The sequence below is a fragment of the Agrobacterium sp. lyk4-40-TYG-31 genome, assembly GCF_030209855.1.
In the GTDB taxonomy this organism is placed as follows: domain Bacteria; phylum Pseudomonadota; class Alphaproteobacteria; order Rhizobiales; family Rhizobiaceae; genus Agrobacterium; species Agrobacterium vaccinii.
This window is the reverse complement of record NZ_JARVRE010000001.1, coordinates 101,824-115,460: the sequence shown is the minus strand read 5'-3', so window position 1 is coordinate 115,460 and position 13,637 is coordinate 101,824. Positions and strand designations below refer to the sequence as shown.

At 57.6% G+C, this 13,637-nt stretch carries 10 protein-coding genes; 3 read left to right on the top strand and 7 right to left on the bottom strand.

Translation table 11 applies throughout. From position 1 onward, the window contains the following. Positions 1–95: 95 nt before the first annotated feature. The 3 genes from QRN55_RS00660 to QRN55_RS00650 all read left to right on the top strand — a co-directional run bounded on the left by QRN55_RS00660 (position 96) and on the right by QRN55_RS00650 (position 3,153). On the top strand, positions 96–1,382 hold the full coding sequence (locus QRN55_RS00660; protein WP_284773956.1) for a DNA polymerase IV: 1,287 nt from the start codon (positions 96–98) through the stop codon (positions 1,380–1,382). Positions 1,383–1,535: 153 nt separating this feature from the next. Next, positions 1,536–2,774, top strand: a complete 1,239-nt coding sequence (locus tag QRN55_RS00655; RefSeq protein WP_284773954.1) for a L,D-transpeptidase family protein — start codon at positions 1,536–1,538, stop codon at positions 2,772–2,774. A gap of 88 nt (positions 2,775–2,862) precedes the next feature. Continuing rightward, a complete protein-coding gene (locus QRN55_RS00650; protein ID WP_111839001.1) occupies positions 2,863–3,153 on the top strand; it encodes a hypothetical protein in 291 nt (96 codons plus the stop codon). Between the two features lie 39 nt (positions 3,154–3,192). On the opposite strand, the gene dnaE is transcribed toward QRN55_RS00650, so the two are convergent. The 7 genes from dnaE to QRN55_RS00615 form a co-directional block, all read right to left on the bottom strand. Then, on the bottom strand, positions 3,193–6,687 hold the full coding sequence (gene dnaE, locus QRN55_RS00645; protein WP_284773999.1) for a DNA polymerase III subunit alpha: 3,495 nt from the start codon (positions 6,685–6,687) through the stop codon (positions 3,193–3,195). Between the two features lie 412 nt (positions 6,688–7,099). Beyond that, the gene (locus QRN55_RS00640; protein WP_284773952.1) at positions 7,100–7,783 is read right to left on the bottom strand and encodes an ABC transporter ATP-binding protein; all 684 of its coding nucleotides are present in this window, start codon (positions 7,781–7,783) and stop codon (positions 7,100–7,102) included. A 15-nt stretch (positions 7,784–7,798) separates the two neighbouring features. Continuing rightward, on the bottom strand, positions 7,799–9,106 hold the full coding sequence (locus tag QRN55_RS00635; RefSeq protein ID WP_284773950.1) for a lipoprotein-releasing ABC transporter permease subunit: 1,308 nt from the start codon (positions 9,104–9,106) through the stop codon (positions 7,799–7,801). Positions 9,107–9,126: 20 nt separating this feature from the next. Next, a complete protein-coding gene (gene proS, locus QRN55_RS00630) occupies positions 9,127–10,449 on the bottom strand; it encodes a proline--tRNA ligase (RefSeq protein ID WP_284773997.1) in 1,323 nt (440 codons plus the stop codon). A gap of 647 nt (positions 10,450–11,096) precedes the next feature. Then, positions 11,097–11,366 (bottom strand): DUF1467 family protein, encoded by a 270-nt coding sequence (locus QRN55_RS00625; protein ID WP_173996867.1) that lies wholly within the window; start codon positions 11,364–11,366, stop codon positions 11,097–11,099. A 94-nt stretch (positions 11,367–11,460) separates the two neighbouring features. Continuing rightward, positions 11,461–11,865 carry a methylmalonyl-CoA epimerase gene (mce, locus tag QRN55_RS00620; protein WP_284773945.1) on the bottom strand — a complete coding sequence of 135 codons (405 nt, stop codon included), beginning with the start codon at positions 11,863–11,865 and terminating at the stop codon, positions 11,461–11,463. 21 nt (positions 11,866–11,886) lie between these two features. Then, entirely contained in the window at positions 11,887–13,554 is a 1,668-nt protein-coding gene (locus QRN55_RS00615; protein WP_065701178.1) for a ribonuclease J, read from the bottom strand. Positions 13,555–13,637: the final 83 nt, after the last annotated feature.

Genomic DNA, 13,637 nt, shown 5'->3' with positions numbered 1-13,637 from the left:
TGTCAGTGTATTACTCCATTGGCATAAGAATGCGCTCTTGAGCGTAAGAAAGCAAAGCATTATGGTGGGAAACGTTCTCTTTTTGTTTCCGAGCCATGGTATCAGCAATTTCGACCTATGATCCCGGTTTCTGCCGTGACTGTCTGGCTGGCCAGCCGGAGGGAAGGCGGCGTTGTGGGACGTGTGGCAGTCCGCGTCTGGTCTTTCATTCCGAGCTCTACGATCTCTCGATTGCCCATATCGATTGCGATGCCTTTTATGCGTCGGTGGAGAAACGGGATAATCCTGAGCTGGCCGACAAGCCCGTCATCATCGGCGGTGGCAAGCGCGGGGTGGTTTCGACGGCGTGTTATATAGCGCGCATTCACGGCGTGCGCTCGGCCATGCCGATGTTCAAGGCGCTGGAGGCCTGCCCGCAGGCGGTCGTCGTAAAGCCGGATATGGAAAAGTATAGTCGTGTCGGACGGCAAATCCGCAGCATGATGCAGGATTTGACACCGCTCGTGCAGCCGATCTCCATCGATGAGGCTTTCCTTGATCTGTCCGGCACGGAGCGGCTGCATCATGACCCGCCTGCCCGCGTTCTGGCCAGCTTTGCCCGGCGGGTGGAAAAGGAAATCGGCATTACCGTTTCCGTCGGGCTTTCCTACTGCAAATTTCTGGCCAAGGTGGCGTCCGACCTGCAAAAGCCGCGTGGCTTCTCCGTGATCGGTGAGAAAGAAGCGACGGCGTTTCTCGGGACGCGACCCGTCACGACCATTTGGGGTGTCGGTAAAGCCTTCGCCGCTACACTGGAGGCGGATGGCATACGCATGATCGCGCAGTTGCAGCAGATGGAGGAGGGCGACCTGATGCGGCGCTATGGCGTCATGGGTCAGCGGCTCTATCGACTGTCGCGCGGCATCGATGACCGCGATGTTCACACGAACGACCCGGCGAAGAGCGTGTCTTCCGAGACCACATTTTTCAACGATATCTCCCGCCATGACGATCTGGTTTCGATCCTGAGGTCCATATCGGAAAAAGTGGCCTGGCGGCTGAAGAAGAACGAGGTCGCAGGCCACACCGTGGTCTTGAAGATGAAGACGTCCGACTTCAAATCCCGCACCCGCAACAAGCGGCTGGAAGACCCGACGCAACTGGCCGACAGAATATTTCGCACCGGCATTTCGATGCTCGAAAAGGAAACGGATGGCACCAAGTTCCGCTTGATCGGCATTGGCGTGACCGATCTGTGCAATCCGGCGCTCGCCGACCCGCCTGATCTGGTCGATGCCCATGCCGGGCGACGCGCCGCCGCAGAGGCCGCAATGGATAAGCTGCGCGATAAGTTCGGCAAGGGCGCCGTGGAAACCGGCTATACATTTGGCACGAAAAAATAGTCGCGACACGCAGTCGTGATCGGCATTTAAAAGCTTCCTTAAATCCCGACTGATATTCTCCCCTGCAAAGAAGCTGCGCCGGATTTGGCGCGCTTTCCGGCTCCCACGCCCTCCTCGGTGACGGCGTGTCTTTGTAATGCGTTGGAGTGAAACATGATGTTGCGTGCCTTTGTTGGAGCCTGTCTCCTGTCCACCTCCGTTCTGGTGCAGGCAGCCTTTGCCGGCGATGTCCGCAGCCTTCAGGTGACCGTTTCCAAGAACGAACAGACACTGTCGCTGTATGACGGCGGCGAACTGGTTGCCACATCCAAGGTGTCTTCCGGCAAGCCGGGGCATGACACGCCAAGCGGCATCTTCTCTATTCTGGACAAGAAGAAGTACCACGAATCCAACATCTATTCGGCAGCGCCGATGCCTTTCATGCAGCGGCTGACCTGGTCTGGCATTGCGCTGCATGAGGGGCGCGTGCCCAACTATCCGGCATCGCATGGCTGCATTCGCCTGCCCGCCAAGTTCGCAAAAAGTCTTTACGGCATGACGGCGCGCGGGGTGCACGTTATCGTTTCCGATGCGGCGGTCGTGCCGCAGCGCGTGGACCATCCCGCCCTTTTGCAGCCGCTTGACCAGCCCGACGAAAAGCTGATGCTGTCTGACGTGGAGCTGCGCCCGGCACGCTTCGACGCATCGCTGAAGATGGTGGAAGTCGCCGTCAACCAGACGACGAGTTCGGTCAAGCCCAAGGCATCTGTTGAGCGGAACCTGTCGCCGCTGCGCATTCTCATCACCCGGCGTGGCGAGCGTGAAAAGATCATGGACGTACAGCGTCTGCTGACCGAGATCGGCTTCGATGCGGGTGTGGCAGACGGTTATGCCGGGCAAATGACGATCAGCGCCGTGAACGGGTTCAAGCGCTGGAAACAGATGAAGACATCGGGTCCGCTTTTGACGGATGAGGTGGTGGATGCGATCTACGCATCAGCCGGTGCGGACGCCGCGCCCAACGGCCAGTTGATGGTGCGGCGGGACTTCAAGCCGCTGTTTGAAGCACCCATCCACATCAAGGACCCGCATGTGGCGCTTGGGACGCACTTCTTCGAGGTCATCGATATGAACAGAGATAACGGCAAGGCGGAGTGGAACGGTCTGACGCTGGAGAACTATCTGCCAGCCGCGGCGCGCAAACGTCTCGGTATCGACGTGGCCGATGTGCCGGGACGTCTCGACCCGTTGAGCGCTGTGCTCGACCGTCTGGATATCCCAAAGGATATTCGAGCAAAGCTCGAAGCAGACTTGACCACCGGCAGTTCGATTACGGTATCGGACCTCAGCCACGGGCTGGAGACCGGAGAGGGTACGGATTTCGTCACCATCACCCGTGACCGTCCTATCTGACGCAAGACGGGTGCTGCACGCAAGGCGGGAACGAAGTTTCTGCACGGACGTTGAAATGGCTCGACAAGACAACTTGGAGAGCCATCAAATGAACCTCAAATATGTAGCGGCAGCCGTCCTTGGACTGGCCTGTGTCTCGGCGGCGGAAGCGCCAGAGAATTACAGCATTTACGCAGGCCCGACGGTGGTGAGCGATCCCGTCATTCTCGACATCTATGACCGGGCACTGGTGAAGTGTACGGCGGAAGCCAGCACGCCGACACGCGGCACGGAGTTCACCACATCGCTTTATTATAATGCTGCACTGAGAGCGTGCCTGTCCCGTCAAGGCTTCATCGACCGTGGCGCTTACGCCTATCCGACCAACCGCCTGTTCTGAAACCACATGAAGTTTCTGCAACAAGCGGTTGTTATCGAATCAGATTAGCTCGACATCGATGACACCGGCAGCAGACCGGAAGGCCGCGCCGATTTCCGGCGATATACGGTACTTACCGGGCAGTTCGAGTTCGATCTCGCGCTGCCCATCGTCTTTGATCAGCACGAAGTAGACCGAACCATCACCTTTGTTCAGGTGATGAGCGAGCGACTTCATCGGCCCGGAATCGCGCAGATAAACGCGCAGCGCTTTCTGCATTTGGACCGAGCGCTGCTCAAGCGATTCAGCCGTCTGAATGCGCAGGCCGATGCCCTCTGGACGCTCTTCCGCCTGAACGGTGATGACGAGTGACTTGCCGACTTCCAGCAGATCGCGGTACTGGCCGAGACCTTCCGAAAACAGAACGGCCTCATACTGCCCGGATGCGTCCGAGAAGGTCACGATACCCATCTTGTTGCCGGTTCGGGTTTTACGCTCCTGCTTGCCGGTAACAGTTCCCGCCAGACGACCTGCGGTGGCGCCCTGCTTTACGGCCGCGGTGAAATCGGCGATGTTTTGAACGCGCAACTTATCCAGCACGGCACGGTAAGTATCGAGCGGATGCGCCGTCAGGTAAAAGCCGAGAACCTGATATTCCCGAAGCAGTTTTTCCGACGCAAGCCACGGTTGGTAAGCGGGTAGCACCAGCTTTTCCGGTCCGCTCGCACTGCCTGAGCCGAACATATCGTGCTGACCGCTGAGACGGCGGCCCTGCGCGAGTTGAGCGTAACCGATGATGCGATCCAGCCCGCCGATCAGTTCGGCGCGGTCCTTACCAAAGCAATCGAAAGCACCGGCATTGACGAGGCTTTCCAGAACGCGGCGATTGATCTGCTTGGGATCGATCCGCAGGCAGAAGTCTTCAAGGCTGGTAAACGGTGTGTCGCCGCGCACGTCCACGATATGGTCGACCGCCCCCTCGCCCACGCCTTTCAGCGCAGCGAGCGAGTAATAGATGCGGTTTTCGCCCGGCTCGAAACGCCGGTGCGATGTCTGCACCGAGGGCGCGACAATCTCGATGCCGAGGCGACCCGCGTCCTGTCTGAAATCATTGACCTTTTCGGTGTTGGCCATATCCAGCGTCATGGAGGCCGCGAGGAACTCCACCGGGAAATGGGCCTTCATGTAGGCCGTCTGATAAGACACGATGGCGTAGGCAGCTGCGTGGGATTTGTTGAAGCCATAGTTCGCGAACTTGGCCAACAGGTCGAAGATGGTATTGGACTGCGCCTTCGAAACGTCGTTGCGCATCGCGCCTTCGACGAAACGCTCGCGCTGCTGGTCCATCTCCTCCTTGATCTTCTTACCCATGGCGCGGCGCAGAAGATCGGCTTCACCCAGCGAATAACCCGAGAGAACCTGGGCAATCTGCATCACCTGTTCCTGATAGACGATAACGCCCTGCGTTTCCTTGAGAAGATAATCGATGGTCGGATGGATCGACTCGATCTCTTCCTCGCCATGCTTGCGGGCATTGTAAACAGGGATGTTTTCCATCGGGCCGGGGCGATACAGCGCCACGAGCGCAATGATGTCCTCGATGCAGTCGGGGCGCATGCCGATGAGCGCCTTGCGCATGCCGGCACTTTCCACCTGGAACACGCCGATGGTTTCGCCGCGCGCCAGCATCTCGTAGGTCTTTTCGTCTTCCAGCGGAATCGCCGCCAGATCGACGGTTACGCCGCGCTTTGCAACGAAATCCACCGCCACCTTCAAAACAGTGAGTGTTTTCAGACCCAAAAAGTCGAATTTGACAAGACCGGCGCTTTCCACCCACTTCATGTTGAACTGGGTGACCGGCATATCGGAACGCGGATCGCGATACATTGGCACGAGCTTGGACAGCGGCCGGTCACCGATCACGATACCGGCGGCGTGGGTCGATGCGTGGCGATAGAGGCCTTCAATCTTCTGGGCGATATCCAGCAGGCGGGCAACGACGGGTTCCTTGTCGGCCTCTTCCTGAAAACGCGGCTCTTCCTCGATCGCCTTGGACAAGGGCGTCGGGTTGGCGGGATTGTTGGGCACCAGCTTGCAGATACGGTCCACCTGGCCATAGGGCATTTCCAGCACGCGGCCAACGTCACGCAGGGCGGCGCGCGCCTGCAAGGAACCGAAGGTGATGATCTGCGCCACCTGTTCGCGCCCGTATTTCTGCTGAACGTAGCGAATGACCTCTTCGCGCCTGTCTTGGCAGAAGTCGATATCGAAGTCGGGCATCGACACGCGTTCGGGGTTGAGGAAGCGCTCGAACAGCAGCGAGAAACGTAGCGGATCGACATCGGTGATGGTTAGCGCATAGGCGACGAGCGAGCCTGCACCCGAACCACGACCGGGACCGACAGGAATATCCTGGTTTTTCGCCCACTTGATGAAGTCGGCAACGATGAGGAAGTAGCCCGGGAATTTCATGCGCTCGATGACGCCGAGCTCGAAATCCAGCCGATCGCGGTATTCCTGCTCTGTATATCCCGGCGCCATGCCGAGTGCGGAAAGACGTTGCTCCAGACCTTCGACCGCCTGACGGCGCAGTTCTGCACCTTCCGCACGGTCCGCTTCTTCGGGGTCTTCGCTGGCACCGGTAAAGCGGGGAAGGATCGGCCCGCGCTTTTTCAGCACATAGGAGCAGCGCTGCGCAATCTCGATGGTGTTGTCCAGCGCCTCGGGAATATCCGCAAAGAGCGCCATCATCTCCTGACGGCTCTTGAGATAATGATCCGGTGTCAGGCGAAAGCGGGTGTCATCGGAAACGATGGCATTGTGGGCAACCGCCATCAGCGCGTCGTGCGCATCGTAGTCGTCACGTGACGGGAAAAACGCCTCGTTGGTGGCGACCAGCGGGATGTCGTGCTCATAGGCAAGCGCAATCATGCGCCGTTCATGCGCCCGGTCGAAATGACCTTGCCGCTGCAATTCGATATAGAGGCGGTCGCCGAACAAGTCCTTCAACGCCAGAAGCCTTCGGGTTGCCTGCGCGGCGTGGCCAGCCTTCAACGCCATGTCCACTGGGCCGCCGGATGCGCCCGTCAGAACGATGAGGCCGGAATTATCGCCCTCGTCCAGCCATGACTTGGGCACGTTGACGGAATGACCCGTGCCTTCGCCGTCCAGATAGGCGCGACTGATCAGATCGACCAGACGCTCATAACCAGCGGCATTGGAGGCGAGCACAACGACGGCAGGAGATTTGGCGAGGTTGTTCTGCCCGCGCTTGTCATCGGTTGCATCCTGCATATCAATGGAAATCTGGCAGCCAATGATAGGCTGCAAACCTTCATCGCGAGCCTTTTCCGAGAACTCGAGCGCGACGAACAGATTGTTGGTATCGGTGATGGCGATGGCTGGCTGGCCGTCCGAGACGGCCTTTGCCATGATCTTCTTCAAGGGCAATGCGCCCTCAAGCAAGGAGTAAGCGGAATGGACCCGCAGATGGACGAAGCCGGGTGTCTGTGCACCACTACCAGCCGTTTCGCTGGTCACTGAAATCTCGCCCATATCGTCAAATCCCGTCATTCTGAGTCATCGGGATTTTCGGCTTTTCCGAAGGCAGAGTCTACCGCCTTTGGTTTGATTTACACGTCATTTCCGGTTGAAACGACGATGCGGCATCACATGGAAGTGAGGATTACCGAGAAGCTGGTGAGGAAGAGTGCGATGGAAGCGAAGGCTGCGATGTCACGGATGATGTCGGTCATTTGTCTCTCCATACTTGTTATGTTCTAATTTTGTTCTCATTTCGTTTCATTGTCAACGGCTTTTTTGTCACTCTCAGCTTGTCAACGCAGGCAGAGTCGTGGCGGTTCCGTCCTCGATTCGGGGCAAGCGCTTGAGTCAAAAACGAAAAACCCCGCGCAACAGGTGTTGCGCGGGGTTTTATGAAACGTATCTCGTCTATGGGCGGTGCGAATTAGAACTCGACGATCTTGCCTTCGCTGAGCGTCACGCGGCGGTCCATGCGGCCCGCGAGTTCGTGGTTGTGGGTAGCGATCAGTGCAGCCAGACCGGACTGGCGGACCAGCGCTTCCAGCGCGCCAAAAACATAGGATGCCGTCTCTGGATCGAGGTTGCCGGTGGGCTCATCCGCCAAAAGCAGAAGCGGCGCGTTGGCAACGGCGCGGGCGATGGCCACACGCTGTTGCTCACCACCGGAGAGTTCCGACGGGCGGTGATCGCCGCGATGCCCAATGCGCATGTAATCGAGAAGCGCACTGGCGCGTTCCTTGGCTTCGGAATGCGGAAGCCCGGAAATGAGCTGCGGCATCATGATGTTTTCAAGCGCGGTGAATTCCGGTAGCAGATGGTGGAACTGGTAGACAAAGCCGATATCGCTGCGGCGGATGGCCGTGCGTTCTTCATCGGAAAGATCGCCACAGGATCGTCCGTTGACGAAAACTTCGCCTGCATCCGGGTGTTCCAGAAGGCCAGCCAGATGCAGAAGTGTCGATTTGCCGGTGCCCGAGGGTGCCACGAGCGCAACGATCTCGCCGCTTTTCAATTCAAGATCGGCATTCTTGAGAATGGAGAGGCTGGTCTCACCCTGCCCATAAGTCCGTTCCACGCCGGAAAGCTTTAACGCTATTTTCTGTGCCATGGTGTGAAGCAGTCCTTATTCGTAACGCAGGGCTTGGACTGGATCGAGCTTGGACGCCCGCCATGCCGGGAAGATCGTCGCCAGGAACGACAATGTCAGCGCCATTATGACGACGGTCATGGTTTCGCTCAGCTGCATTTCCGCCGGAAGCTGGCTGAGGAAATAGAGCTGCGGATCGAACAGAACCGTGCCCGATATCCACGAGAAGAACTGGCGGATGGATTCGACATTGAGACAGACGAGAACGCCAAGCCCGACGCCTGCAAATGTGCCGACGATGCCGATGGCAGCGCCCGTCATGAAGAATATGCGCATGATGGAGCCGGAGCTTGCGCCCATGGTGCGCAGAATGGCGATATCGCTGCCCTTGTCCTTCACCAGCATGATGAGGCCGGAAATGATGTTAAGCGCGGCTACCAGCACGATCAGCGTCAGGATCATGAACATGACGTTGCGCTCCACCTGAAGGGCGGAAAAGAACGTCTGATTTCGTTGTCGCCAGTCGGTGATATAAATCTGCCTCCCGGCTGCCGTCTCTACCAACGGCCTGATGCCATCGACATTGTCAGGGTGGGTGACGAAGAGCTCAATGGACTGAACAATGCCTTCGGCATTGAAATAAAGCTGCGCTTCTGACAGCGGCATATAGATCATCGACGCGTCATATTCCGACATGCCGATCTCGAAGACGCCGGAGATCGTATAGGATTTGACGCGCGGATTGACGCCCATCGGCGTCACGTCCCCCTCCGGTGATATCAGCGTAATCTGGTCGCCAGCGGTCACACCGAGCTGAGACGCAAGGCGCGAACCGACGAGAACGCCCTGCCCCGACATATAGCCGACGAGATCGCCGACCTTGATATTGCCGGAGACTTCCTTGATCTTTTCGATGTCTTCGGAGCGCACGCCGCGCACCAGCGCGCCACTGCCCGCACCACCGCGACCGGAGGCGAGCGTCTGCCCCTCGACCAGTGGCAGCGCCATAGTAACGCCGGGAACGGCGGCAAATTTCTTGGCGAGATCGTCATAGTCCTTCAACGGTGCATCGATGGGCTGGACGATCATGTGGCCGTTGATGCCGAGAATACGGGAAATCAGCTCGGTGCGGAAGCCGTTCATGACCGCCATGACGATGATGAGCGTTGCGACGCCCAGCATGATGCCAACGAAGGAAAACCCCGCGATGACGGAAATGAACGCTTCCTTGCGGCGCGAGCGCAGGTAGCGCCAGGCCACCATGCGTTCGAAGGCCGAAAATGGACGGGCGGCCCCACCCTTCACGGATGAGCCTGCACCGCTATCAGCCTCGGCTTTTGCCATGTCTTCTCCTTGTCGGCTTTTCAGCCAAGCACCCTGTTCATTGCAGCTTCGATGGTCACGGTTTCGCGCGCACCGGTCTTGCGATTCTTGACCTCAACCTCACCGGCAGCAACGCTACGCGGCCCGACGATGATCTGCATCGGCACACCGATAAGGTCCGCCGTCGCGAATTTCTGGCCTGCGCGGTCATCTGTGTCGTCGTAGAGCACATCCTTGCCAGCGTTGGTCAGCGAGTAATACAGCTTTTCACAAGCGGCATCACAGGCAGCATCGCCAGCCTTCATGTTGATGATGACGACATCGAATGGAGCAACCGATTCTGGCCAGATGATTCCGTTCTCGTCATGCGATGCTTCAATGATGGCGGGAACAAGGCGTGTGGGACCAATGCCATAGGAACCCATGTGGACAAGGTGTTCCTTGCCATCGGGACCCTGAACCTTGGCACCCATCGGCTCGGAATATTTCGTACCGAAATAGAAGATGTGACCGACTTCGATACCGCGCGCCGACAGACGTTCGCCTTCGGGGATCGCGTTGAAAGCGGCTTCGTCATGCATTTCGGATGTGGCGGCGTAATCGGTCGTCCATTCGTTGAAGATGCCCTGGAGACCATCAACGTCGTCGAAATTCGTGTCGTCGGATGGAATACCGCGATCGAGGAAGCTCTTGTGGCAGAAGACTTCGGATTCGCCGGTGTCGGCCAGAATGATGAATTCGTGGCTGTGATTGCCACCGATAGGGCCGGTATCGGCGCGCATGGGAATGGCACGCAGACCAAGGCGCGAGAAGGTGCGCAGGTACGCGGTGAACATCTTGTTATAGGAATGGATCGCGTCTTCCTTGGTCAGATCGAAGGAATAGGCATCCTTCATCAGGAATTCGCGCGAGCGCATGGTGCCGAAACGGGGGCGAACCTCGTCACGGAACTTGAGCTGGATATGATACAGGTTCAGCGGCAGGCTCTTGTAGGACTTCACATAGGACCGGAAGATGTCGGTGATCATCTCTTCATTGGTCGGTCCATAGAGCATCGCACGGTCCTGACGGTCCTTGATGCGCAGCATTTCCTTGCCGTAGTCTTCGTAGCGACCGCTTTCCTGCCACAGGTCAGCGCTCTGGAGCGTCGGCATCAGAAGCTCGATGGCACCGGAACGGTCCTGCTCTTCGCGGACGATCTTGTTGACCTTGTCCAAGACGCGCTTGCCCAGCGGCAGCCAGGAGTAAATGCCTTGGCTCTGCTGACGGACCATGCCTGCACGCAGCATAAGGCGGTGCGAGACGATTTCCGCTTCCTTGGGATTTTCCTTGAGGATGGGCAAAAAGTAACGGCTAAGGCGCATAGTCATTTCCATCTTGTGACGACGCCCATGATTTATCTGGGAATCGCCGGAATAACGGGATAATTGCGCCGTACATAGCGGTTTCCTCGACAGAAGGAAACCCGCTGCCCTGTGCGTAACGCGCCATTCGAGCGATTCCATTTCACCGTGTAATCGCGGTAGCTAAAATACGCTTTTACCCCTTAATCTTCGTAGGACCATTTACCTTCATGGCTGTTTTGCGACAATTTTATGAGACGACATTCGCCCCTGAACGGTTACAGGAGGAATAATTTTGCCCGCACAGTGCGACATATCGCATCAAGAGGAATTTTTTGCCGACTGTAACAAAAATGCAAAAAATCTGATGACAATGCTGAACCAATGGGCTAGTTTCAGCTCACAAAACAGGCAGGAAGTTTAAATTCATGCCGATTTCGCGGTCAGTCTTGGGAGGATGAGATCTTAGGCGCGTTCATTCGCTGCCCCGGCAACGGTTACAGATCACGCGAAACTAAAAAACAAGGCTGAAAAGCCTTGTTTTTTTTTGGCTTTTTCAAATGACACTAAAATTATCGAATAGATTACGGCAAAACTGCGTCTGTCAATCAGCGCCGATTAGCCATGCCGCTGTATGCCGCCTCTTCATGACAGTCGGATGACAGAAATCAGTCGTAAACGGGGATAATGCGTGGCAGGTCGTCCATGCTGAAGCCAAAATACCAGGTGCCAGCGTACCAGAGGCCGCAAATGGCAAGGGAAATGACCGTCGTCATCAACACGATCTGACCACCTTTGAAACGGGTCGGTGCGCTGGCCACCGTTCCGAGCGCTACATCGCCATCCTCAGACTGCGTGCGAAGGCCAATCGGCAACACGATGAACAGGACCGTCCACCAGACGATGAAAAAAACGGCGAATGTCGAAAGCCACTGCATGCACTAAACCTCCCGTTACAAATTGCTTCTTCTTAATTCCTGTACTCGTCATAGGAATGAGGGACACCAAATAGCCGAGCAAGCCCGTGTTACATCACGCCTGTTCCAGCTCAATCAAAGTCCCACAGAAATCTTTCGGGTGGAGAAACAGAACCGGTTTGCCATGCGCACCGATCTTCGGTTTCCCCTCGCCCAGCACGCGCGCGCCATCGGCCTTGAGGCGATCCCGCGCGGCGATGATGTCAGTGACCTCATAACAGATGTGGTGCATGCCGCCGGACGGGTTCTTTTCGAGGAACGCCGCAATGGGAGAGTTTTCGCCCAGCGGCGCCAAGAGCTCCACCTTGGTATTCGGTAACTCTACGAAAACGACGGTCACGCCGTGTTCCGGCAAAGCCTGAGGCTGGGAAACAGCGGTACCCAGCGTATCGCGGTATGTGGCGACTGCAGCGGCCAGATCCGGCACGGCAATCGCGATGTGGTTGATGCGACCCAGCATGGCCTCTCCTCCCGAGACAGCTTACACCTTGGTGACGAAAACCGTCACGATCGGCTTCTTGCCCCAGACCTGATTGGCTGTGGCGCGCACGGCGCGGCGGATGGATTCCCGAACGATGTTCAAATCCTTGCGGCGCGCACGCGGAATGCTTTCGACGGCACCCAGCACGGCGTCATAGAGCGTGTCTTCCATGGCTTCGCCTTCGTCATCGAACTCCGGCAGGCCGAAAGCAACGACGTCAGGATCGCCCTGAAAATCGAAGCGGCTGTCGAGCAGAACATTGATCGAGACGTGACCGGCAAAGGATAGCTTGCGGCGGTCGCCGATGCCCATTTCTTCGAAATCGCCCAGCAGACGGCCATCCTTGAAGATGCGGCCATGCGGCGCATCATCGATGACCTCGGCAGGACCGGGTGCCAGACGCAGAATATTGCCGTTGCGGACCTTGGGAACCTGCCCAATGCCAGCCTGTTCGGCCAATTCCTTCTGCGCCACCAGATGCGCGGCTTCACCATGCACCGGCACCAGAATTTGTGGCTTTACCCACTCATACATCTGTAGAAGCTCGTTGCGGCGGGGATGACCCGAGACGTGAACCAGCGCTTCATTATCCGTGACGATGTGAACGCCCTGCTCGATCAGGCCATTCTTGATATCCTGAATGGCTTTTTCATTGCCTGGAATGGCGCGCGACGAGAAGACGACCGTATCGCCCGAAGCAAGGGCCACGTTGCGCATTTCGTCTCGCGACAGTTTGGCGAGTGCTGCCCGCGATTCGCCCTGCGATCCGGTGAGGATGACGACGACCTTGTTGCGGGGAATGTAACCGAATTCATCTTCGGCAAGGAATGGCTTGATGCCTTCCATGATGCCGAGATCCTGCGAGACATTGACCACGCGCTTGAGCGAGGAGCCGAGCAGTAGCACTTCGCGGCCTGCGCGTTCAGCCGCCTGGGCGATGGACCTGATACGCCCGACATTGGAGGAGAAGGTGGTGATCGCTACGCGTCCCTCGGCATTTTCGATGATCTGGCGCAGACCTTCCGACACCTGCTCTTCGGATGGCGAAACGCCGTCGCGCAGCGCATTGGTGCTATCGCACATCATTGCCAGAACACCCTCTTCGCCAACGGCGCGGAAGCGTGCTTCATCGGTGAAGGGTCCGAGCGACGGTGCGTGGTCGATCTTCCAGTCGCCCGTGTGAACGGCGTTGCCGAGCGGGGTGCGGATGACGAGCGACATGGGCTCAGGGATCGAGTGGTTGACGCCGATGGCCTCGATCTCGAACGGGCCGACATTAATGCGGTCACCTGCCTTGAACGGCGTGATCGGGATTTCGGCACGCGTGCCTTCGTAATTGCGCTTGGCTTCCAGCATGCCGGCGGTGAAGCCGGACGCGTAAACCGGAACCTTGAGGCTTGGCCACAGATCGTTCAGCGCGCCGTAATGGTCTTCATGCGCGTGGGTGATGATGATGGCCTTGAGGTTTCCGCGCTGCGCTTCAATGAAGCTGATATCCGGTAGTACGAGATCAATGCCGGGCAGATCGAGACCTGCGAAGGTTACGCCGCAATCGACCATGATCCACTGGCGCTTGGTCGCCGGGCCGTAGCCGTAAAGCGCCAGGTTCATGCCGATTTCACCGACGCCACCAAGCGGCAGGAATACGAATTCGTCTTTTGTTGTCATTACTGTTTTTGTCCAATCATGCCTCGCCTCGCCACGTCTAACGACGCATGCGAGTGAGGCGAAAAGCATCGTTTTCATCAAAC

Coding starts and splice junctions, on each gene's coding strand:
- QRN55_RS00640 (WP_284773952.1), bottom strand. CDS start 7,783: ATGGCACAGAAAATAGCGTTAAAGCTTTCCGGCGTGGAACGGACTTAT.
- mce (WP_284773945.1), bottom strand. CDS start 11,865: ATGCTGGGTCGCATCAACCACATCGCGATTGCCGTGCCGGATCTGGCC.
- QRN55_RS00660 (WP_284773956.1), top strand. CDS start 96: ATGGTATCAGCAATTTCGACCTATGATCCCGGTTTCTGCCGTGACTGT.
- QRN55_RS00615 (WP_065701178.1), bottom strand. CDS start 13,554: ATGACAACAAAAGACGAATTCGTATTCCTGCCGCTTGGTGGCGTCGGT.
- QRN55_RS00650 (WP_111839001.1), top strand. CDS start 2,863: ATGAACCTCAAATATGTAGCGGCAGCCGTCCTTGGACTGGCCTGTGTC.
- proS (WP_284773997.1), bottom strand. CDS start 10,449: ATGCGCCTTAGCCGTTACTTTTTGCCCATCCTCAAGGAAAATCCCAAG.
- QRN55_RS00655 (WP_284773954.1), top strand. CDS start 1,536: ATGATGTTGCGTGCCTTTGTTGGAGCCTGTCTCCTGTCCACCTCCGTT.
- QRN55_RS00625 (WP_173996867.1), bottom strand. CDS start 11,366: ATGCAGTGGCTTTCGACATTCGCCGTTTTTTTCATCGTCTGGTGGACG.
- QRN55_RS00635 (WP_284773950.1), bottom strand. CDS start 9,106: ATGGCAAAAGCCGAGGCTGATAGCGGTGCAGGCTCATCCGTGAAGGGT.
- dnaE (WP_284773999.1), bottom strand. CDS start 6,687: ATGGGCGAGATTTCAGTGACCAGCGAAACGGCTGGTAGTGGTGCACAG.